A 20590-nucleotide genomic window follows, 5' to 3' on the forward strand; every position below is an offset into this window, starting at 1 on the left:
GCATCCAGTCAACATTGATGGCGAGATCAGGCGGAAGGTGCGCGGCGTACTGGATCGCCCGGTCAAGCCGGGCGATGACAGTGGTGTTGGCCGCCGCATCCGACGTCTCACGCCGTATGCGCCTTGTAGGCAGCCTCATCCATCAGGCCGCCGAGTTCGCCCTTGTCGGCGATCTTCACCTTGAAGAACCAGGCCATGCCGCCGGCGTCGGTGTTGACCAGCGCCGGCTCGTCGACGATCGCCTGGTTGACCTCGACGACCTCGCCGGTGATCGGGGCGTAGACGTCGGAAGCGGCCTTGACCGATTCGACCACGGCGGCGGCTTCCGCCTTCGTCAGCGCGCGGCCGACCTGCGGCAGCTCCACGAACACGACGTCGCCGAGCTGCGCCTGGGCATAGTCGGTGATGCCGATGGTGGCGACATCGCCTTCGATGCTGAGCCATTCATGGTCGGAGGTGTAGAGCGTGGTCATGGACGTCCTTCAGCGCTTGCAGGGTCAACGTTTGTAGGTGTTGGGGACGAAAGGCATGGCGGCGACGCGCAGCGGCAGACGCTGCCCGCGCACATCGGCGAACAGCTGGGTGTCAACAGCGGCCAGGGTGGTCGGCACATAGCCCATCGCGACCGGCGCATTCAGCGTCGGGCCGAAGCCGCCCGAGGTGACCTTGCCGACCGGCTCGCTGGCGTCGGCCGTGGCGAACAGTGTCGCACCCTCGCGCACCGGTGCACGGCCCTCGGGCCTGAGCCCGACACGGCGGCGGGCTGCGCCACCGTCGAACTGCGCCAGGATCCTGTCGGCCCCGGGAAAGCCGCCGGCGCGCGCGCCGCCGCTGCGGCGGACCTTCTGCACCGACCATTCCAGCGCCGCCTCGACCGGCGTCGTCGTGGTGTCGATGTCGTGACCGTACAGGCAGAGCCCGGCCTCGAGCCGCAGGCTGTCGCGGGCGCCGAGCCCGATTGGAAGCACGTGCTGGTCCGACAGCAGCGCCTCGGCGAGTTGCTCGGCGCTGCCGGTGGGGACCGAGATTTCGTAGCCGTCCTCGCCGGTATAGCCGGAACGCGAGACGTAGCAGGCGAGCCCATCGACCGTGCGCGGTCCCGCATCCATGAACCGCATGCCGTCGGCATCTGCACAGAATTTGGTCAGCACCGACGCGGCCTTCGGTCCCTGCAGCGCCAGCAGCGCGCGGTCGGTCAGCGGCTGCACCTCGCAGACGTCGGACAGGCCGTCGCGCAAGAGCTGGATATCGGCGTCCTTGCAGGCAGCATTGACGACCAGCAGCAGGTGCTCGCCGAAATTCGCCACCATGAGGTCGTCGAGGATGCCGCCATCGGCGTTGGTGAACTGGGCATAGCGCTGGCGGCCGGGCGGAATGCCGATGATGTCCTGAGGCACCAGCCGCTCCAGCGCAGCTGCGGCGTCGGCCACCTTGCCGGATTTCGGGACCAGCGCGACCTGACCCATGTGGGAGACGTCGAACAGGCCGGCGGCGCTGCGGGTATGGAGATGCTCCTTGAGCACGCCGGGCGCGTATTGCACCGGCATCTCATAGCCCGCAAAGGGCACTATCTTGCCGCCGAGGCTGACATGTAGCGCATGCAGCGGCGTTCGCTTGAGAGAAATGGAGGGAGCAGCAGCCGGTTCAGCCATCGATCAGGGGTCCTCGCGCGGTTTCCCGGGACCAGTCCCGAAAAACGTCACCGAAGCCCCATCTGTCGCTGTGCCTGAGAGTATTATCCCGTCGGCGGACGCATCCCGGTCAAAGCCGGACTTACGTCTCTTTCCAGATGCAATAGCAGTCGCGAGGGTCCTTTTGCCTGAGAGTTTCCGGGGCGGTTGCTCCTTCGGCGCCGACCCCTGAAGTTCAACCAGAACCTCAAGAGACGGTCTCTCCCGACGCGACTGTCGTCAGTGCCCGGACAAAACACCAGCTCACGGGTGCTGTCAACGCGTCACCATGGCTTTCAACCAGCTTTAGGAGCCGTGCAGCAACCCCATGATGTTTCTGCACAGTTTCTGGACACGCGAAGGCCCCTTGTCTAAAAGCGATTCCGCCGAATTCCCGGATTTGTTCGATTGGATTGCTATGAGCGGCGTCAACGAGATCAGGTCGACCTTCCTCAATTTCTTCGCCAAGAACGGCCACGAGATCGTGCCGTCCTCGCCGCTCGTGCCGCGCAACGACCCGACCCTGATGTTCACGAACGCCGGCATGGTGCAGTTCAAGAACGTCTTCACCGGCGTCGAGAAGCGGCCCTACAACCGCGCCACCACGTCGCAGAAATGCGTGCGCGCCGGCGGCAAGCACAACGACCTCGACAATGTCGGCTACACCGCCCGGCATCACACCTTCTTCGAGATGCTCGGCAACTTCTCCTTCGGCGACTACTTCAAGGAGAACGCCATCGAGCTCGCCTGGAAGCTCGTCACCAAGGAGTTCGGCCTCCCGAAGGACAAGCTGACCGCGACCGTCTATATCGACGACGACGAGGCGTTCGGCCTGTGGAAGAAGATCGCGGGCCTGCCTGAGTCGCGCATCATCCGCATCGCCGGCTCGGACAATTTCTGGCAGATGGGCGACACCGGCCCGTGCGGCCCGTGCTCGGAGATCTTCTACGACCACGGCGACAAGATCTGGGGCGGCCCGCCGGGCTCGCCGGAGCAGGACGGCGACCGCTTCATCGAGATCTGGAACCTCGTGTTCATGCAGTATGAGCAGCTCGAGGGCGGGGTCCGCAATCCGCTGCCGAAGCCGTCGATCGACACCGGCGCCGGCCTGGAGCGCGTCGCTGCCGTGCTGCAGGGCAAGCACGACAATTACGACATCGACCTGTTCGTCGCGCTGATCCGGGCGATCGCCGACCTCACCAACGCCGATCCGCAGGGGCCGCAGAAGGCGTCGCTCCGCGTCATCGCCGACCATCTGCGCGCCTCGTCGTTCCTGATCTCGGACGGCGTGCTGCCGTCGAACGAGGGCCGCGGCTACGTGCTGCGCCGGATCATGCGCCGCGCGATGCGCCATGCCCAGCTGCTCGGCGCCCGCGAGCCCTTGATGCACAAGCTCGTCGGCACGCTCTCCCGCGAGATGGGCCAGGCCTATCCGGAGCTGATCCGCGCGGAGTCGCTGATCAAGGAGACTTTGCGGTTGGAAGAGACCCGCTTCCGCAAGACCTTGGAGCGCGGCCTTGCCATCCTCGACGAGAAGTCGGCGACGCTTACCAAGGGTGACATGTTCGACGGCGACGTCGCCTTCACGCTGTACGACACCTACGGCTTCCCGCTCGATCTGACGCAGGACGCGCTGAAGTCGCGCGGCATCAGCGTCGATCAGGCCTCCTTCACCGATGCCATGGACCGCCAGCGCGCCAAGGCGCGCGCCGCCTGGGCCGGTAGCGGCGAGGCTGCGACCGAAGACATTTGGTTCCCGCTGCGCGAGAAGCTCGGCGCCACCGAGTTCCTCGGCTATGAGACCGAGACCGCGGAAGGCGCGGTCACGGCGCTGGTCAAGGACGGCGCCGAGGTCGAGAGCCTGAAGGCGGGCGAGAGCGGCGCGATCGTGCTCAACCAGACCCCGTTCTATGGCGAATCCGGCGGCCAGGTCGGCGACACCGGCGTGCTGACCGGCGACGGCGTGCGCATCCGCATCACCGACACCCAGAAGAAGGCCGGCGACCTGTTCGTCCACATCGGCACGGTGGAGCAGGGCACGCTCAAGCTCGGCACCGCGCTGCAGCTCGACGTCGATCACGGCCGCCGCAGCGCGATCCGCGCCAACCATTCGGCCACTCACATCCTCCACGAGGCGCTGCGCCTGGTGCTCGGCGACCACATCGCCCAGCGCGGCTCGCTGGTCTCGCCCGACCGGCTGCGCTTCGACTTCGTCCATCCGAAGCCGATCACCGCGGAGGAGCTTGCCCGCGTCGAGGACATCGCCAACGACGTCGTGCTGGAGAATGCCGAGGTCACGACCCGGCTGATGGGGCTGGACGATGCCCGCGAGGCCGGTGCGCGGGCGCTGTTCGGCGAGAAATATGGCGACGAGGTCCGCGTCGTCTCGATGGGCAACGCCGCGCGCGAGCAGGGCTCGAACGCGATGGGCTGGTCGGTCGAGCTGTGCGGCGGCACCCATGTGAAGCGCACCGGCGACATCGGCTTGATCGCGGTGACATCAGAAAGCGCGGTCGCCTCGGGCGTCCGCCGCATCGAGGCGCTGACGGCGCGCGGTGCGCGCGCCCATGCCAACCACAATCTCTCGCTGGCCAAGGCCGCCGCGGCCGAGCTGCGCACCACCGTCGACGAGGTGCCGGCGCGCATCACCGCCCTGATGGAGGAGCGCAAGAAGCTCGAGCGCGAGCTGTCGGACGCGCGCAAGAAGCTTGCGATGGGCGGCGGCACTGCTGCAGGCGGAGCCGCCTCTGGCATCCGCGAGGTCAACGGCATCAAGCTGATGGCCCGTGCGGTCGATGGCGTCGAGGTGAAGGATCTCAAGTCGCTCGTCGACGAGGCCAAGAAGCAGCTCGGCTCCGGCATCGTCGCCATCGTCGGCCGCGCCGAGGACGGCAAGGCCGGCGTCGTCGTGGGCGTCACCGCCGATCTCACGCCGCGCTTCAACGCCGTCGAGCTGGTGCGCGCTGCCTCGGAGGCGCTGGGCGGCAAGGGCGGCGGCGGTCGTCCCGACATGGCTCAGGCCGGTGGCCCGGACGGGTCCAAGGCGGACGCTGCGCTGGCCGCGATCGAGAGCGCGATCAGCAAGACCGCCGGCTGACCGTGCCGGCGTCCGGCCCCGGGAGCAGCATTCGCGATCCCGATCTGCGGGACCGGCTCTACGAGCTGCTCGAGCACGACCATTTGCCGCTCTCGGTCGGCTCGCGCTTCGTGCGCATGGTCGTCATCGTGATCTTCGCCGACGTGCTGGCGACGATCCTGGCGTCCGTGCCGCATCTCGATGCCCGGTTCGGGCCGACCTTCACCGCGGTGAAGGTCATGGCCATCCTGGTGTTCGGCTTCGAATATGTCGCGCGCCTCTGGAGCGTCGCCGGCCACACGCCGCGCCAGGTCTCGGCGGCGCGCGACCGTTTCGACTACGCGTTCTCCGCGCTCGGCATCATCGACCTCTGTGCCTTTCTGCCGGCCGCGCTCGTGCTGGCTTTCGGCGACCACGCCACGCTCGCGATGCTCAGCGTGCTGCCGTTCCTCAAGCTCGTGCGCTACTCGCCGGCAATGCGCTCGCTGCTCGCCGCGATCCAGGCCGAGCGCCGCACCCTGGTCGGCTGCATCGTGATCCTGATCGGCGCGGTGCTGCTGTTCGCCTCGCTGCTCTACGCGGTCGAGCGTGACGTGCAGCCCGACAAGTTCGGTACCATTCCCGATGCGATGTGGTGGGCGATCGTGACGCTCGGCACCGTCGGCTATGGCGATGTCGTCCCGGTGACCTCGCTCGGCAAGGCGATCTCGGTGTTCACCATCGTCGGCGGCCTCGCCATGATCGCGCTGCCGGTCGCCATCATCTCCAACGCCTTTGCTGACGAGGTGAAGCGGCGCGACTTCGTCGTCACCTGGGGCATGCTGGCGCGGGTGCCGTTGTTCTCGCATCTCTCCGCATCCGAGATCGCCGATATCATGCGGCTGCTGCGGGCCCGCACGATCGAGGCCGATGAGATCCTGGTGCGCCGCGGCGACGTCGCCTCGTCGATGTATTTCATCACCGCCGGCGAGGTCGAGATCGAGCTGCCGGCGCAATGCGTGCGGCTTGCCGACGGCACCTTCTTCGGCGAGATCGCGCTGCTGCACCGGACCAAGCGCTCGGGCACCGTCAAGGCGCTGCGCAAGACCCGGCTGCTGGTGCTCGACGCCCAGGATTTCCACGCCCTGATCGCCCGCATGCCCGCGCTCGCCGCACACGTGAAGACCACGGCCAAGGCCCGCATGGCCGACACCGGGGACCTCGCGATCGCCGAACTGTCCCAGGCCGAGCACGACGACCAGCTAGGCGGATAGGGGCGGGCGCGTTCCGCTGCCACCCTCCCCTAGAGGGGCAGGGCTATCGCATATGGCGATCGCAGTTTTGCGCTCGTCTCTCACCACGTCGTCATGGCCGGGCTTGTCCCGGCCATCCACGTCGTCCGGCGTGCTGAGAAAGACGTGGATGCCCGGGACAAGCCCGGGCATGACGGAGTAACTAACTTACGGGTTCGTTTGCTGCGACGGCCTAGAATATCCATATGCGATGGCCTGCCCTCCAGGGGAGGGAGGGTGAGAGCGAGATCGCCTCACGTCCAATGGAGCTCGCAAGTGTCGCTGAGTTGCGTCATACGCGAACTCATGAGTTCATCCAACGAGTCAAACAGCTAGGCATGCGCTCGCGGTCCCGCGGCGTGTAGCGCCCGGGGAATGCGGAAGGCGTCGGCCCTCGAATAGCGATGAGGGCGCAGGGAATGCCGGGTGATGGCCTCACCCATGGCCCGCCTGCGGAAAAAATTGCAGGCGGCAGGTACCACAGGTGCCGCCGGATCACCCCGGCATTCCCTGCGCGATGGTTTTAACGCTTATACGCGATCTCCTCGGTGCACCGGGCTTGTTGGCCACCGTTCGCCACAAGGCGCTTGCGCGCATTGCGCTGGACACCAGCATCGGGGTGTCAGGACCACGCGACTTCACGTCCGCGCGCGCATCATTCGTCCACGCTCAAAAGCGCGCTGATGCCCTCGCGTCCACCGCATTGCCGGTCCAACGTGTCGTGACGACGCGTACGCCCCTCATCCGGACCGGAACGTCGGCAACATACGCTCAATACTGATTATCGGAAGCGAATTATTTCTGCACGAGCCTCTTGAAATGGACGATGTGATTGAGACGAATGATGAAAAGAGAATTTCGGCGCGTGAACCTGGAACGACAATAATCGCGATATCCGCCTTTGATTCATGAGATCGCGACCCGACGGGCAAATCAATGGAGAACGCACCAATGAGTCAGACGATTGCGGCGGCGGGCAACACGGAAGTGCCGGCTTATCTCACACTTATCAATCTCGGATATAAGGTCGATCGTGGGAGGGAAAGCGACTACGAACCGTGGATCGCCGAAATTGGAACGCTGAAACTGGTCGCCCACGATCTGCTGCAACTCGTCGGTCTGTCACTGTTGTACCGCGAGCGCGCTAACGATTGGCATGCGGCCGATGAAGAGATTGAAGCATTTCTCGCTCGCTTCAGCTGACGTCAGGCTTCAGCCCGCAGCGCGGATCAAAAGCTCTGTGCGTCGGTACGGAGACTTGGCAAATGACCCACGACGGTTGGCCCTCGCGCAACTACTTCTCCTTCTCCCAAGATAGCTTGACCTTGAATTCGGCTTCACCTTCCCCCGACACGATCCAGAGATCGCATTCGCCGCTCAGGGAGGCCCCGAATTCCATTTCGACCTTGTCCGGCCGGTGCGCCATGCTGCCCACGGACTGTTCGAGCACCTTGACCAGTTCAGCCAGTGACCCCAGCGCGTCCCTGAAGCGGTCGCCGGTTGCCTTCGCAATCTCATCCCCGATGCCGACCTCGGACAACCCCGTTGCCGCGCCGTGGCCGCCAAAAAGGACCTTCCGCCCTCCGGGTAACTCCACTACCATTCGCGCAGGCATTGTATTTCCTCCCGATCCGCAATGATTGAGCAGAGCCTAGTATACATCTACGCGGTGCAGCCGGCGCAACGATTTGTCGGCTGCGGCGCGCTGGTCGAGGGCGGCTATATTGCGACCTGCCGCCACGTCTGGACCATGGCGACGGCCGCAGCCGCGAAGGCTGATCCGGGTGTGCCGCTGCGGGTCGAGATCGAATATCCGCGGGCCAAACAGGACGGAAAGGCGGTACGACATTTGGCCTCGCTCGCGGATCCCTGCGGCTATGACGTTGATCTGGTCCTGCTGCTGCCCGACGACTATCCGATGACCGGCAGCACGTTTCTGCAGGTCGCCTTCAAGGAAGGTAACGAGGTCGGACCGGCGAGTGCGATTGCGGGGATCGTTGGCCGAGATCCGCGAAGACCCGGCATTGTGCGGGAACAATGTATCGATGGAAAGATCCACGCTCACATCGATCCGGATTGGCGGCGTCAGTTTACGGGTGAGAACCCATCGAGTTACTGGTTCACCGAGGGATCGAGCGGCTCACCGGTGTTTCTTGCCCATGCCCAGCAGTTGGCCGGCATCGTCAGCCTGTCGGAGCTTGGAGCAAACGACGGCAATAGCCACCTGCACGAGGCCTTCGTCATCCCCGGCACGATCATCCGCTCGCATCTGTCGCAGCTGATAGCCCGGCCGACGGCCGAGAAGCACCATCTGAAGCGCGCCGATCTGCAGACGATTCTCGACAAGATGCAGTTATCAGACGTTCCCTTGGCGGAGCTTCCGCAACAGTTGGAAAACTTCATCGACGGTGCGTTGGCTCGGGCCGCCGAACCCGTGGTCTCCTCGAACGAAGGCCGCGACATCGATGCAACCATCGAAGCTTCCCGGGCCAAGCTCAAGATGCTGGATACGACGGGCGCGAGGACAATGCTGGCGACCAAGATCCAGGAAGAGGAGGACGCCAGGACCAGACGTCTATTGCCGCTGCTCAAGGAACGCGCCGCGATCGAGCGGCTGGATTTCGACCATGAGGCGGCGAAGGCTACGCTTGCCGAAGTCACCCATCTTGTACCCGACGATGTCTGGGCGTGGATCGAGCTTGGGGACCTCTGGGCGATGACGGGTCCCTTAAACCGGGCGGAGGAAGCTTACCGCAAGGCAGAGGCAGCAGCAGCGAGCATCGGGGACGAACGCGAGCTATCAGTTGTGTTTGGAAATTTGGGCGACGTGCAGGTGGAGCAGGGCGACCTCGCGGGCGCGCTGAAATCCTACACCGACAGCCTCGCCATTGCCGACCGGCTGGCGAAATCCGACGCCGGCAACGCCGGCTGGCAGCGCGATCTCTCGGTGTCCTTCATCAAGATCGGCGACGTGCAGGTGGCGCAGGGCGACCTCGCGGGCGCGCTGAAATCCTACACCGACGGCCTCGTCATTGCTGATCGGCTGGCGAAATCCGACCCCGGCAACGCCGGCTGGCAGCGCGATCTCTCGGTGTCCTTCAATAAGGTCGGCGACGTGCAGGTGGCGCAGGGCGACCTCGCGGGCGCGCTGAAATCCTACACCGACAGCCTCGCCATCAGAGACCGGCTGGCGAAATCCGACCCCGGCAACGCCGGCTGGCAGCGCGATCTCTTGGTGTCCTTCATCAAGATCGGCGACGTGCAGGTGGCGCAGGGCGACCTCGCGGGCGCGCTGAAATCCTACACCGACAGCCTCGTCATTGCTGATCGGCTGGCGAAATCCGACCCCGGCAACGCCGGCTGGCAGCGCGATCTCTCGGTGTCCTTCGATAATGTCGGCGACGTGCAGGTGGCGCAGGGCGACCTCGCGGGCGCGCTGAAATCCTACACCGACAGCCTCGCCATTGCCGACCGGCTGGCGAAATCCGACCCCGGCAACGCCGGCTGGCAGCGCGATCTCTCGGTGTCCTTCAATAAGGTCGGCGACGTGCAGGTGGAGCAGGGCGACCTCGCGGGCGCGCTGAAATCCTACACCGACAGCCTCGCCATCAGAGACCGGCTGGCGAAATCCGACCCCGGCAACGCCGGCTGGCAGCGCGATCTCTCGCAAGTGCAGCGTAAACTCGCTAACGCTTCGAAAAAGGCTGGGAGAGAGAAATAGCCGGGTCACGGGGAGGAAGGAAGGTTGAGCTCATACTTCACCCTCAACAGGATTGCACCTGACGATTCGATCCGACCTTACCGTTCGGGAGAATCGGATCATCGATGCCACTGCTGAGACGCTGAGGCCAGATGAGTGAAGCGACATCCGGGGTCAACCGCACGCTCAATGGGCAGGAGAGGCTGGTTCCGCATGTCGCGTCCGCCTGCGCCCTTTGGGCTCAGGCGTCGCTCATGCGGGCTACGGGACAGTGCCCGCCAATCGCGTTACGCCTTCTCCTTCGCGATCGCGGCGTCCTTCAGCCGGCCGATCGCTTCCTTGACGTCCGGATCGAGGCCGGCGCCGCCGGAATCGTGGTGGGCGTAGATCGTCTTGAGCATGCGCGGATCCCAGAACTTCTTGATATGCTCGGCGATGCCGCTCACGGCCCGCTCGCCGCCCTGGCTCTGGAAGAACTTGCCGATCTGGTTTGCCATGTAGACGAGGCGGTCGTGGGTGCTATGCGACATGGGGCGTGTCCGTCTGAGATGATTGCGCGCGCGTCTCGGCGCTCGCGACGATGCGGTCGGGATGGGTGAAGATTTCGAAGCCGTCGTTGCGGGCCACCGCGATCAGGGTGATGCCGGCGGCCTCGGCCATGCGGATGGCGAGCGCGGTCGGCGCGGAGACCGCAACCAGCACGGGCGCGCCCATCGCGGCGGCCTTCTGCACCAGTTCGACCGAGACGCGGCTCGTCATGATCGCGAGGCCGTCGCTGGCCGAGCAGCGCGCCTGCGCCAGGTGGCCGGCGAGCTTGTCGAGCGCGTTGTGGCGGCCGACATCCTCGCGAAGTGCGACGATGCCGCGCGCAGGTGTCCAGAATGCCGCGGCGTGCACCGCGCGGGTCTCGTGATTGAGCTTCTGCAGCGGCTCGATCGCGGCGAGCGCCGTCATGACGTCGCGCGGCGCGAAGCGCCGGCCTGGGGGCACGCGCGCCGCCGGCCGCACCGCCTCCGTGATCGAGTCGATGCCGCACAGGCCGCAGCCGGTGGGCCCGGCGAGACTGCGCCGGCGCTCCGCCATCCGTGCAGCAAGCTCGGGCGGCAGCCACATCCGAAGCTCGGTGCCCTCAGCGAGCTCGACGACATCGAGCGAGATGATGTCGTCGCGGCTCGCGATGATGCCCTCGTTCAGGCTGAAGCCAAGCGCGAAGTCGCTGAGATCCTGCGGCGTCGCCATCATGACGGCCTGGGTGCCGCCATTGTAGGTCAGCGCGACCGCGGTCTCCTCCGGGACGCGGCGGTAGCCCTCGGAGAGGGCCCCGTCGCGCCAGACCAGACGATCCGCGATGCGCACTGCATCGGCCATGCTACTCCGCCGCCTCCACGATCGGGGCGATGCGGCGCGAGTTGCGGGCCTGCTCGTCATAGGCCTTCTGCCACTCCGACGGACCGTTGGACGGCGAGATCTGCACCGCCGTGACCTTGTACTCCGGACAATTGGTCGCCCAGTCGGAGTAATCCGTGGTGATGACGTTGGCCTGGGTCAGCGGGTGGTGGAACGTGGTGTAGACCACGCCCGGCGCCACGCGCTCCGAGATCAGCGCATGCAAGGTGGTCTCGCCGGCACGGCTGGTCAGCCGTACCCAGTCGCCGTCGCGGATGCCGCGCTGCTCGGCGTCGTGCGGATGGATTTCCAGCACGTCCTCGCCATGCCACACCACGTTGTCGGTACGCCGCGTCTGGGCGCCGACGTTGTACTGCGACAGGATGCGGCCGGTGGTGAGCAGGAGCGGGAAGCGCGGGCCGGTGCGCTCGTCGGTCGCGACGTATTCGGTGACCACGAACTTGCCCTTGCCGCGGACGAAGCCGTCGACATGCATGATCGGCGAGCCCTCGGGGAACTTTTCGTTGCAGGGCCACTGCACCGAGCCCATCTCCTCGAGCTTCTGATAGGAGACGCCAGTGAAGGTCGGCGTCAGCGCCGCGATCTCGTCCATGATCTCCGAGGGATGGCTGTACTTCATCTCGAAGCCCATCGCCTTGGCCAGCCCGATCGTGACCTCCCAGTCGGCGAGACCGTTGCGCGGGCTCATCACCTTGCGCACGCGCTGGATGCGGCGCTCGGCATTGGTGAAGGTGCCGTCCTTCTCCAGGAAGGTCGAGCCCGGAAGGAAGACGTGGGCGTAGTTGGCGGTCTCGTTCAGGAACAAGTCCTGCACGATGACGCATTCCATCGACGACAGCGCCTGAACCACATGGGTGGTGTTGGGATCGGACTGCAGGATGTCCTCGCCCTGCACGTAGAGGCCCATGAAGGTGCCGTCGATCGCCGAGTCGAACATGTTGGGGATGCGCAGGCCCGGCTCAGGGTTGAGCTTGACGTTCCACATCGCCTCGAACTGGTCGCGCACGGCGTCGCCCGAGATGTGCCGGTAGCCGGGCAGCTCGTGCGGGAACGAGCCCATGTCGCAGGAGCCCTGCACGTTGTTCTGGCCGCGCAGCGGGTTCACGCCGACGCCGCGGCGGCCGATATTGCCGGTCGCCATCGCGAGGTTGGCGATCGCGATCACCGTGGTCGAGCCCTGGCTGTGCTCGGTGACGCCCAATCCGTAATAGATCGCGCCATTGCCGCCGGTGGCATAGAGCCGTGCCGCGCCGCGGATCGCTTCCGGATCGACGCCAGAGATCTTGGCAATCGCCTCGGGGCTGTTCTTCTCCTGCGAGACGAACTCGGCCCAGTCCTGGAACTCGCTCCAGTCGCAGCGCTCGCGCACGAAGGCTTCGTTGACCAGGCCTTCGGTCACGATCACATGCGCCAGCGCGGTCATGATCGCGACGTTGGTGCCGGGCAGCAGCGGCAGATGATAGTCGGCCTTGACGTGGGCCGACTGCACCAGGTCGATCTTGCGCGGATCGACCACGATCAGCCGGGCGCCCTCGCGCAGCCGCTTCTTCATGCGCGAGCCGAACACCGGGTGCGCGTCGGTCGGATTGGCGCCGATCACCATGATGACGTCGGAATCTTCGACCGAGTCGAAGTCCTGGGTGCCGGCGGAGGTGCCAAAGGTGGTGGCCAGACCATAGCCGGTCGGCGAGTGGCAGACGCGGGCGCAGGTGTCGACGTTGTTGTTGCCGAAGCCGCCGCGGATCAGCTTCTGAACGAGGTAGGTCTCCTCGTTGGTGCAACGGGAGGAGGTGATGCCGCCGATTGAGTCGCGGCCGTACTTGGCCTGGATGCCGCGCATCTTCTGGGCCGCGAAGCTGAAGGCCTCGTCATAGGAGACCTCGCGCCAGGGCTGGTCGATGGTGTCGCGGATCATCGGCTTGAGGATGCGCTCCTTGTGGGTCGCATAGCCCCAGGCAAAGCGGCCCTTGACGCAGGAATGGCCGCGATTGGCCTTGCCGTCCTTATAGGGCACCATGCGCACGACTTCCTCGCCGCGCATCTCCGCCTTGAAGGTGCAGCCGACACCGCAATAGGCGCAGGTGGTGACCGCCGAATGCTCGGGCTGCCCGATCTCGATCACGCTCTTCTCGGTCAGGGTCGCGGTCGGGCAGGCCTGCACGCAGGCGCCGCAGGACACGCATTCGGAGCCTAAGAAGCTCTCGCTCATGCCCGGCGACACCCGGCTGTCGAAGCCGCGGCCCGAGATCGTCAGCGCGAACGTGCCTTGCACCTCCTCGCAGGCGCGGACGCAGCGCGAGCAGACGATGCACTTGGAGGGATCGTAGGTGAAATAGGGGTTGGACTCGTCCTTCGGCAGCCAGGCCGGGTTGGCCTCGCCGCAGGCGTCGGCAAACACGTGGTTGTCGCCCTTGTAGCCGTAGCGGACGTCGCGCAGGCCGACCGCGCCGGCCATGTCCTGCAGCTCGCAATCGCCATTGGCGGCGCAGGTCAGGCAGTCGAGCGGATGGTCGGAGATGTAGAGCTCCATCACGCCCTTGCGGATCTTCTTCAGCCGCTCGGTCTGGGTGTGGACGACGAGCCCGGCCGCGACCGGCGTGGTGCAGGACGCCGGCGTGCCGTTGCGGCCCTCGATCTCGACGAGGCAGAGCCGGCAGGAGCCGAACGCATCGACCATGTCGGTCGCGCACAGTTTCGGAATCTGCGTGCCGGCCTCCATGGCCGCGCGCATGATCGAGGTGCCCTCGGGAACGGTGATGCTCTGGCCGTCGATGGTCAAGGTGACCATCTTCTCGGACTTGGAGAGCGGGGTGCCGTAATCGGTTTCGTGGATGAGCGACATGGCCGTGTCCTTGTTCCCGAATGTCTATTCCGCAGCCTGCAGGCGCGGTTGCCGAGGACCGAAATCCTCGCGAAAGTGTTTCAGCGCCGAGAGCACAGGGTAGGGCGTGAAGCCGCCAAGTGCACAGAGCGATCCAAGCTTCATAGTGCCGCAGAGGTCCTCGACGAGGGCGATGTTCTCGGACACGCGCTCGCCGCGGCGGATCTTGTCGATGGTCTCGGCGCCGCGCGTCGAGCCGATGCGGCAGGGCGTGCACTTGCCGCAGGATTCGATGGCGCAGAACTCCATCGCGAAGCGCGCCTGCTTCGACATGTCGACGGTGTCGTCGAACACGACGATGCCGCCATGGCCGATCAGGCCCTCCTTGGCGGCGAACGCCTCGTAGTCGAACGGCGTGTCGAACAGCGCGCGCGGGAAATAGGCGCCGAGCGGGCCGCCGACCTGCACCGCGCGCACCGGGCGGCCGGTGAAGGTGCCGCCGCCGATGTCGTCGACGAGTTCGCCGAGCGTGATACCGAACGCGGTCTCGAACAGGCCGCCGAACTTGACGTTGCCGGCGATCTGGATCGGCATCGTGCCGCGCGAGCGCCCCATGCCGAAATCGGCATAGGCCTTGGCGCCCTCATCGAGGATGAAGGGGATGGCGGCGAACGACAGCAGGTTGTTGACCACGGTCGGCTTGCCGAACAGGCCGTGATGCGCGGGCAGCGGCGGCTTGGCGCGGACCAGGCCGCGCTTGCCTTCGAGACTCTCCATCAGCGCGGTCTCTTCGCCGCAGACATAGGCGCCGGCGCCGGTGCGGACCTCGAGATCGAACGTATAATTCGAGCCCGCGATCCTGTCGCCGAGCAGGCCGGCGGTCCTGGCGATCTCGATCGCCTTGGTCATGGTCGCGATCGCGTGCGGATATTCCGAGCGCGTGTAGATGTAGCCCTTGGTGGCGCCCACCGCGAGGCCGCAGATGGTCATGCCTTCGATCAGCACGAAGGGATCGCCTTCCATCAGCATGCGGTCGGCGAAGGTGCCGCTGTCGCCCTCGTCGGCGTTGCAGATGACGTATTTGCGGTCGGCCGCCGTCTGCGCCACGGTCTTCCACTTGATGCCGGTGGGGAAGCCGGCACCGCCGCGGCCGCGCAGGCCCGAGGTCGTGACCTCGGCGATGACGGCGTCGGGCGTCAGCGACAGGGCGCGGGTCAGGCCCTTGTAGCCGCCATGGACGCGGTAGTCGTGGAGCGACAGCGGATCGACGATGCCGCAGCGGGCGAAGGTGAGGCGGGTCTGCCGCTTCAGCCACGGGATCTCCTCGGTCAAGCCGAGCGACAATTTATGCGGCTTGTCGGCGATGAGGGCGTCGAGCAGCGAGGGGACGTCGTCCGTGGTCACCGGGCCGAAGCCGAAGCGGCCCTGCGCCGTCGCCAGTTCGACGAGAGGCTCCAGCCAGTACAACCCGCGAGATCCATTCCTCACGATCTGAATTTCGACACCCCGCTGCAGCGCTGCAGTGTGCAGCGCGTGCGCAACCTCGTCGGCGCCGACTGCGAGTGCGCCGGCATCACACGGGACAAATAGACGCAGGCTCATCGTTGGACCTCCGAAACCAGGGCGTCGATGCGCGCCTCGTCGAGGCGGCCGACCAGACGTCCATCGATCATGGCCGACGGCGCGGTCGCGCACAGGCCAAGGCAGTAGATCGGTTCCAGCGTCACGCGGTCGTCGGCCGTCGTGTTGCCGATGGCGATGCCGAGCTTCGCTTCGGCGCGGGCGGCGAGCGCATCGCCGCCGGCAGCCTGGCACGCCTCGGCGCGGCACAGCTTCAGCACGTGACGGCCGGCCTTCTTGGCGCGGAAATCATGGTAGAACGTGAATACGCCGTAAACCTCGGCGCGCGAGAGGTTCAGGGCCGAAGCGATCATCGGGATGGCATCCTCGGGCACGTAGCCGAATGCCTCCTGCAACGCATGGAGGATGGGCAAGGTTGCTCCCTCCAGCTTGCTATGTTCGGCGATGATTTCGGCGCCGCGCGCCGCGTCCCAAGTCTCGTACACCGGCGTCATCCTGATCCCGATTCATGCGTTGCGATCGTTTCGCATATCTGAATTGGAATTGCTCCAGATATCAATAAAGCAGTCCCGTGCTGCGATAGCGAAATGCAATCGAGAGCAATCGCTCAAAGTTGACTAAAAACGGGCGCTCGCGCGACCGGGGCGCGGCCGCGTTTTACCATGTCCGCGCCATCGTCGTCGTGGTAGGGTTTGGTCGTGGCCGGTGACGCCGGAAACGTGCAGGACCAGGCTGTTCAACCGCTGGAAGGCCGACCTCTTGATCGACAAGCTCGAACTGCTGTTGGCGCTGGCCAAGGAGCGTCATTTCGGCCGGGCGGCGGAGACGTGCGGCGTCACCCAGCCGACCATGTCGACCAGCATCAAGCAGCTCGAAGAGATCCTCGGGGTGATGCTGGTCCAGCGCGGCTCGCGGTTCCAGGGATTCACGCCGGAAGGCGAGCGCACGCTTGACTGGGCGCGCCGCATCGTCGGCGACTTCCGCGCGATGCGCCAGGAGATCAACGGGCTCAAGGACAAGCTGTCCGGGGAGATCCGCATTGCGGCGGTGCCGACCGTGCTGGGCATGGTGGCGTCGCTGACGACCCCGTTCCGCGCGCGTCATCCGGACGTGCGGTTCCGCATCATGTCGTGCACATCGGCGGACGTGCTCGGCCTGCTGGAGAACCTCGAGGTCGATGCCGGGCTGACCTACATCGAGAACGAGCCGATCGGCCGTGTCAGAACCATCCCGCTCTACAACGAGAGTTACCGGCTGCTGACTGCGCCGGACGGCATGTTCGGCGATCGCGAGCAGGTGACGTGGCAGGAGGTCGGACAGGTCCCGCTGTGCCTGCTGACGCCCGACATGCAGAACCGCCGCATCATCGACCGCGCGCTGCGCGCCGCCGGCAACGAGGTGACGCCGACGCTCACCTCGAATTCGCTGCTCGTGCTCTACACCCATGTGAAGACCGGACGCTGGGCCAGCGTCATGCCGGCCAAGCTCGCCGAGACGTTGGGCCTCGCCGACAAGGTGCGCTCGATCCCGATCATCGATCCCGTGATCAACTACCAGATTGGCCTCGTCATCCCGCAGCGCGACCCGATGACGCCGCTGATCGCCGCACTGGTCCAGATCGCCCGCGAGGTCGCGCCGAGTTTGCAGGTGTGAGGCGCGACCCTGGCGTTCCGAGAAGTCCGCGGCGCCGATGACGAGACCCGTCGGCCCTTTTTGCAAAGCCGTTCTTCGGATCGGCCGTGCTAGTGTGCGGCATGTGTGGAGACGTAACCTGAGCCTTCCTGGCGACCGAGGAGGCCGGCCACGAGGTTCAGTCCTGATGCGCTGCGAGCAGGGGCATCCCTCCACTCCGGCAACGAGACGCAGAAGATCGTCCCGCCGCCTGGAGCGGCCTCAAATTCGATGTTGCCTCCAAGCCGGATCATGATCTGTTTGGCGATGCTGAGGCCGAGTCCGATGCCGCCCTTCTCTCGATGATCCGTGGCGTCGATCTGGACGAATTTCTCGAAGATGCGTTCCTTGAATTCGGACGGAATGCCCTTGCCATGATCGCGCACGGCGATTTGAACGGTGCCGGCCCTGCGCGTCACGTTGACGTTCACCTCTGAGTCGGGCGGCGAGAACTTGATGGCGTTGGACAGCAGGTTGGTGATCACCTGGACCAGGCGGTCGGGATCGGCCATGACCATGGCACTGACCGCGCCGTCGTCCAGCACGAGCTTCACGCTCGCGCCGCGGGCCATCTCATGGCTTGCGTCGATGGACTGCTGGATCAATTGACGGACGTCGACCACGCCGAGCTCGAATACCATCGTGCCGGAATCGATCTTGTTGATGTCCAGGATGTCGTTGACGATCCGGACCAGCCGCTTGCAGTTCGCCAGTGCGATGCCCAGGAGTCGCGAGACCGGCGACGGCTGTGATTTGGCGATCATGCCGGTCACCAGGCCGATTGCGCCCGAGATGGCCGTCAGCGGGGTGCGCAATTCGTGGCTGACGGTCGCGATGAATTCATTGCGCAGCCGCTCCTCGCGCTCGACATTGTCGCGGAAGCGCGCGATGGCGCGGGCGACGATCCCGATCTCGTCTTGACGCTCGACCGCTTCGAACTTGACCGACATGTCACCCGAGGCCAGCCGGTTGGCGTCGGACACCAGTTCGGTGATGGGCCGGGTAATGCTCCGGATCACCGTCCAGAGCGCGGCGCCTACGCCGGCCAGCATCAGCAGAATGCTGATCGCCAAAGCGCGCAGTTTTCCGGTGGCATCCGCAACGATCGCGTGTGCGTCGTCTTTCACCTGCTTGGCGAGTTGGAGTTTGGCGGCCTTGATCAACTCGATGCGCGCGCTCGCCGCATCGAACCAGCGCATGGGCGTCACCGGCTGCGCCAGCGGCGCGCTCAGCGAACGACCGGCCAGCTCTCTCATGTCCTCGACGATCTTGCTCTCGTCTGCATTGGGAATCCGCGCGAGGGCTTCGCCAGCGGGCCCGCCGATGAGATTGGAGGCGAGCTTCATGAAGCCCTGTTGCCCGCCGCGAAAGCGCACAAACTCCTCGAAGGTCTTCGGTTCGAACTGTTGTGTCGCGAAGCCGCGCCCGCCGAAGGCCCGCTCCAGGCCGGCCTGTTCCTGCGATTCGGCCAGCGCGACGAGTCCAATCAGTTGACGCGTCGTCGCGCTGTTTTTCAGCGTGTACGCCACATGGTAGATGACGGCGGAAACGTCATCGACAATTCTGGCATAGCGTTCGACCGCCTCGATACCGTCAATGGAGCGCCGGTCGACGGCAAGGCGGAGCTCTGCGAGCGCCCGCTCCGCCCCGAGGCCGTTGCGAAGCGCGTTGATTTGTTCCGAGGAGGGCCTGAGCTCCTCGAGCGCCGCCACCTCCTGCTTGACGGACTGCAGCGCAAGGTCGGTCCTTCTGCGTTGCGCGAGCACGTTCTCTCGGGCGAGACTGCTTTCGGTCGACAGCGCGAGGAGGGTCAATCCTCGTTCGCGCTGAACGCTATCGACCAGCCCGGACACCAGCGGCATGGCTGCGCAGATTTGTCCGACCTCAAGCGCCTCGTCGCGCCCTCCGATCGCTTCGGCGAGGTTGGCCGCCGCAAGGAAGAGAAACGCGACGGTCGGAATGGCGCCGACGGCCGCGACGCGTATGCCGATCGAGTGGTTCGCCAGCAGTCTGAACATGCGGCCTGCCCGGTATGCAGTGTTCGAACCCTGCAGCCGATCTTCGTCGATCGGCCTATGGAACTTCGAAACAATGGGTTAATGCCGGGTGAAAGCTGCGTCGCGTGCAACTACGGCGTTTGACGCCGGCGCGATCGGTAAGGCAGGCGATGCACGGATGCGAATGGTTGCGACGCGGCGGCGGCCCGAGGCAACGTCCCGGTCCCGAAAGCCCCCCGCGGGCGGTCCCACGCGGCCGAAAGCGAAGCTGTCGCGCAACCGATACCGATCTCGCCGCGATCACGGTCGGGCTTGGACGCGCAGCTCGTACTGTTCGGCGTGCGGTTCAAAGCGACTGAGCAGCTGGCGCGCGGCCGGCGGCACGACGGCTTCCTTGGACGGCCCGGCGAAACGGACGACAGCGTCGTCGTCGATGAAAGTCATGATTGTCACGAACTCGGTTTCGGTCTCCAACCGTCGGCGCAGCAGCTCGATGCCGAGGAAGCCGGGAATGGCGTGATCCTTGATCCCGGGAAAGATCGTCGACCGCAGCAGCTCCTCATAGGCATCGGCATTCGCCGGCGTGGTCCAGCCGCGCCAGATACGCTTGAGCATCATTGGGTCCCCTTCGGGTGAGATGGTCACCCCTGGGGTGTTGCACAGCCCTGCGGTCCGGGACTTGCTCAAAATTGCGATTCTGCGGCGACGGTCAAAGAAGCGCGCCGTCAATATGCCGCGAACGTGTCGCGCATGATCTTCTCCTCCTGCCGGATGCGCAGCGTCAGCGGCACGGCATAGATGATCAGTCCGACGACCAACGTGACATAGGCGTGCAGGGTCAGCGCATAGCCGATCAGTTCGGGCAGAATGTTGAGGAAGTAATTCGGATGGCGGACGATCCGGAACAGCGGGTGCGTCACCAGGGCATGGTCGCGCGCGATCATCAGCTTGACCGTCCAGAACCGGCCCAGCAGTTGCGACACCACCAGCAGCATCACTGCGCCAAACAGGTAGATCACGAATCCGGTGATGCTGACGGCGTCGAACGGAGCATCGCGAACGATGCCCTCGGCCGTCGCGGTGAGATAGAAGGCGACATGGGCGATCGCGAGCCAGCGCGACACCGAGGCGCCGTATTCGGTCGCGCCGTCGGCGCGCAGCCGCTTCTCGTTGCGGATGGAGACAGCGAGCATGGCGAAGCGGTAGGCAAAGGCGACGACGATGAAGGCGATGATCACGCGCAAGGTCCTTATCATGAACTGTAGATAGATACCCATAGCCTGTGTCGTCGCGCTGATGAAAGCAGGTTGTTGATTTGGCCGACGAGGCTGGGCAAGAATTCCGGGCTTTTCCGTTGAGCTGCGTGTACGATTTGTCACATCATGAATCGAACTTT

16 protein-coding genes and 1 riboswitch are annotated in these 20590 nt (G+C 65.4%); of the genes, 5 read left to right on the forward strand and 11 right to left on the reverse strand.

Features of this window, described 5'->3' with window-relative positions; genetic code table 11:
* Window positions 1-107: 107 nt before the first annotated feature.
* Window positions 108-473, reverse strand: a complete 366-nt coding sequence (gene gcvH, locus ACQR1B_RS32180) for a glycine cleavage system protein GcvH (RefSeq protein ID WP_434837057.1) — start codon at window positions 471-473, stop codon at window positions 108-110.
* A gap of 24 nt (window positions 474-497) precedes the next feature.
* Window positions 498-1652: a glycine cleavage system aminomethyltransferase GcvT gene (gene gcvT, locus ACQR1B_RS32185; protein WP_434837056.1), complete on the reverse strand. Its 1155-nt coding sequence runs from the start codon at window positions 1650-1652 to the stop codon at window positions 498-500.
* Between the two features lie 145 nt (window positions 1653-1797).
* A riboswitch (glycine riboswitch) is annotated at window positions 1798-1908 on the reverse strand.
* A gap of 180 nt (window positions 1909-2088) precedes the next feature.
* Here gcvT and alaS point away from each other — a divergent pair.
* The 3 genes from alaS (at window position 2089) to ACQR1B_RS32200 (ending at window position 7220) form a co-directional block, all read left to right on the forward strand.
* The gene (gene alaS, locus ACQR1B_RS32190) at window positions 2089-4767 is read left to right on the forward strand and encodes an alanine--tRNA ligase (protein ID WP_434837055.1); all 2679 of its coding nucleotides are present in this window, start codon (window positions 2089-2091) and stop codon (window positions 4765-4767) included.
* A 2-nt stretch (window positions 4768-4769) separates the two neighbouring features.
* The gene (locus tag ACQR1B_RS32195; RefSeq protein WP_434837054.1) at window positions 4770-5999 is read left to right on the forward strand and encodes a cyclic nucleotide-gated ion channel; all 1230 of its coding nucleotides are present in this window, start codon (window positions 4770-4772) and stop codon (window positions 5997-5999) included.
* A gap of 969 nt (window positions 6000-6968) precedes the next feature.
* Complete coding sequence (locus ACQR1B_RS32200) at window positions 6969-7220, forward strand: hypothetical protein (protein ID WP_434837053.1); 252 nt, start codon at window positions 6969-6971, stop codon at window positions 7218-7220.
* A 91-nt stretch (window positions 7221-7311) separates the two neighbouring features.
* Here the strand turns inward: ACQR1B_RS32200 and ACQR1B_RS32205 are convergent, their stop codons facing one another.
* A complete protein-coding gene (locus tag ACQR1B_RS32205; protein ID WP_434837052.1) occupies window positions 7312-7632 on the reverse strand; it encodes a CU044_2847 family protein in 321 nt (106 codons plus the stop codon).
* Between the two features lie 21 nt (window positions 7633-7653).
* On the opposite strand from ACQR1B_RS32205, the gene ACQR1B_RS32210 reads away from it, so the two are divergent.
* Window positions 7654-9738: a hypothetical protein gene (locus ACQR1B_RS32210; RefSeq protein ID WP_434875040.1), complete on the forward strand. Its 2085-nt coding sequence runs from the start codon at window positions 7654-7656 to the stop codon at window positions 9736-9738.
* Window positions 9739-10004: 266 nt separating this feature from the next.
* On the opposite strand, the gene ACQR1B_RS32215 is transcribed toward ACQR1B_RS32210, so the two are convergent.
* The 5 genes from ACQR1B_RS32215 to ACQR1B_RS32235 are packed head-to-tail and all read right to left on the reverse strand — an operon-like array spanning window position 10005 to window position 16020.
* Window positions 10005-10247, reverse strand: a complete 243-nt coding sequence (locus ACQR1B_RS32215) for a formate dehydrogenase subunit delta (RefSeq protein ID WP_434837610.1) — start codon at window positions 10245-10247, stop codon at window positions 10005-10007.
* On the reverse strand, window positions 10237-11085 hold the full coding sequence (gene fdhD, locus ACQR1B_RS32220; protein ID WP_434837609.1) for a formate dehydrogenase accessory sulfurtransferase FdhD: 849 nt from the start codon (window positions 11083-11085) through the stop codon (window positions 10237-10239). The genes ACQR1B_RS32215 and fdhD overlap by 11 nt, the downstream gene beginning before the upstream one ends.
* A gap of 1 nt (window position 11086) precedes the next feature.
* Complete coding sequence (fdhF, locus tag ACQR1B_RS32225) at window positions 11087-13966, reverse strand: formate dehydrogenase subunit alpha (protein WP_434837608.1); 2880 nt, start codon at window positions 13964-13966, stop codon at window positions 11087-11089.
* 24 nt (window positions 13967-13990) lie between these two features.
* Window positions 13991-15547, reverse strand: coding sequence for a formate dehydrogenase beta subunit (locus tag ACQR1B_RS32230; protein WP_434837607.1), 1557 nt, complete (start codon window positions 15545-15547; stop codon window positions 13991-13993).
* Window positions 15544-16020 (reverse strand): formate dehydrogenase subunit gamma, encoded by a 477-nt coding sequence (locus ACQR1B_RS32235; protein ID WP_434837606.1) that lies wholly within the window; start codon window positions 16018-16020, stop codon window positions 15544-15546. Before ACQR1B_RS32235 ends, ACQR1B_RS32230 begins: the two co-directional genes overlap by 4 nt.
* 265 nt (window positions 16021-16285) lie before the next feature.
* Between ACQR1B_RS32235 and ACQR1B_RS32240 the strand changes: the two genes are divergently transcribed.
* Complete coding sequence (locus ACQR1B_RS32240) at window positions 16286-17179, forward strand: LysR family transcriptional regulator (protein WP_434837612.1); 894 nt, start codon at window positions 16286-16288, stop codon at window positions 17177-17179.
* An 89-nt stretch (window positions 17180-17268) separates the two neighbouring features.
* On the opposite strand, the gene ACQR1B_RS32245 is transcribed toward ACQR1B_RS32240, so the two are convergent.
* From ACQR1B_RS32245 to ACQR1B_RS32255, 3 genes are all read right to left on the reverse strand, one after another.
* The gene (locus ACQR1B_RS32245) at window positions 17269-19215 is read right to left on the reverse strand and encodes a nitrate- and nitrite sensing domain-containing protein (RefSeq protein WP_434837605.1); all 1947 of its coding nucleotides are present in this window, start codon (window positions 19213-19215) and stop codon (window positions 17269-17271) included.
* A gap of 279 nt (window positions 19216-19494) precedes the next feature.
* Window positions 19495-19809, reverse strand: a complete 315-nt coding sequence (locus ACQR1B_RS32250; protein ID WP_434837611.1) for an antibiotic biosynthesis monooxygenase — start codon at window positions 19807-19809, stop codon at window positions 19495-19497.
* A 110-nt stretch (window positions 19810-19919) separates the two neighbouring features.
* Window positions 19920-20471, reverse strand: coding sequence for an isoprenylcysteine carboxyl methyltransferase family protein (locus ACQR1B_RS32255; RefSeq protein WP_434837604.1), 552 nt, complete (start codon window positions 20469-20471; stop codon window positions 19920-19922).
* Window positions 20472-20590 lie beyond the last annotated feature (119 nt).

Source organism: Bradyrhizobium oligotrophicum, assembly GCF_051168495.1.
Lineage (GTDB): Bacteria > Pseudomonadota > Alphaproteobacteria > Rhizobiales > Xanthobacteraceae > Bradyrhizobium > Bradyrhizobium oligotrophicum_A.

Excerpts from the sequence above, each read along its gene's own strand:
- ACQR1B_RS32205 (WP_434837052.1), bottom strand. The coding sequence starts at position 7,632 with ATGCCTGCGCGAATGGTAGTGGAGTTACCCGGAGGGCGGAAGGTCCTT.
- gcvT (WP_434837056.1), bottom strand. The coding sequence starts at position 1,652 with ATGGCTGAACCGGCTGCTGCTCCCTCCATTTCTCTCAAGCGAACGCCG.
- ACQR1B_RS32255 (WP_434837604.1), bottom strand. The coding sequence starts at position 20,471 with ATGGGTATCTATCTACAGTTCATGATAAGGACCTTGCGCGTGATCATC.
- fdhD (WP_434837609.1), bottom strand. The coding sequence starts at position 11,085 with ATGGCCGATGCAGTGCGCATCGCGGATCGTCTGGTCTGGCGCGACGGG.
- ACQR1B_RS32215 (WP_434837610.1), bottom strand. The coding sequence starts at position 10,247 with ATGTCGCATAGCACCCACGACCGCCTCGTCTACATGGCAAACCAGATC.
- fdhF (WP_434837608.1), bottom strand. The coding sequence starts at position 13,966 with ATGTCGCTCATCCACGAAACCGATTACGGCACCCCGCTCTCCAAGTCC.
- gcvH (WP_434837057.1), bottom strand. The coding sequence starts at position 473 with ATGACCACGCTCTACACCTCCGACCATGAATGGCTCAGCATCGAAGGC.
- ACQR1B_RS32230 (WP_434837607.1), bottom strand. The coding sequence starts at position 15,547 with ATGAGCCTGCGTCTATTTGTCCCGTGTGATGCCGGCGCACTCGCAGTC.
- ACQR1B_RS32210 (WP_434875040.1), top strand. The coding sequence starts at position 7,654 with ATGATTGAGCAGAGCCTAGTATACATCTACGCGGTGCAGCCGGCGCAA.
- alaS (WP_434837055.1), top strand. The coding sequence starts at position 2,089 with ATGAGCGGCGTCAACGAGATCAGGTCGACCTTCCTCAATTTCTTCGCC.
- ACQR1B_RS32245 (WP_434837605.1), bottom strand. The coding sequence starts at position 19,215 with ATGTTCAGACTGCTGGCGAACCACTCGATCGGCATACGCGTCGCGGCC.
- ACQR1B_RS32250 (WP_434837611.1), bottom strand. The coding sequence starts at position 19,809 with ATGCTCAAGCGTATCTGGCGCGGCTGGACCACGCCGGCGAATGCCGAT.
- ACQR1B_RS32200 (WP_434837053.1), top strand. The coding sequence starts at position 6,969 with ATGAGTCAGACGATTGCGGCGGCGGGCAACACGGAAGTGCCGGCTTAT.
- ACQR1B_RS32235 (WP_434837606.1), bottom strand. The coding sequence starts at position 16,020 with ATGACGCCGGTGTACGAGACTTGGGACGCGGCGCGCGGCGCCGAAATC.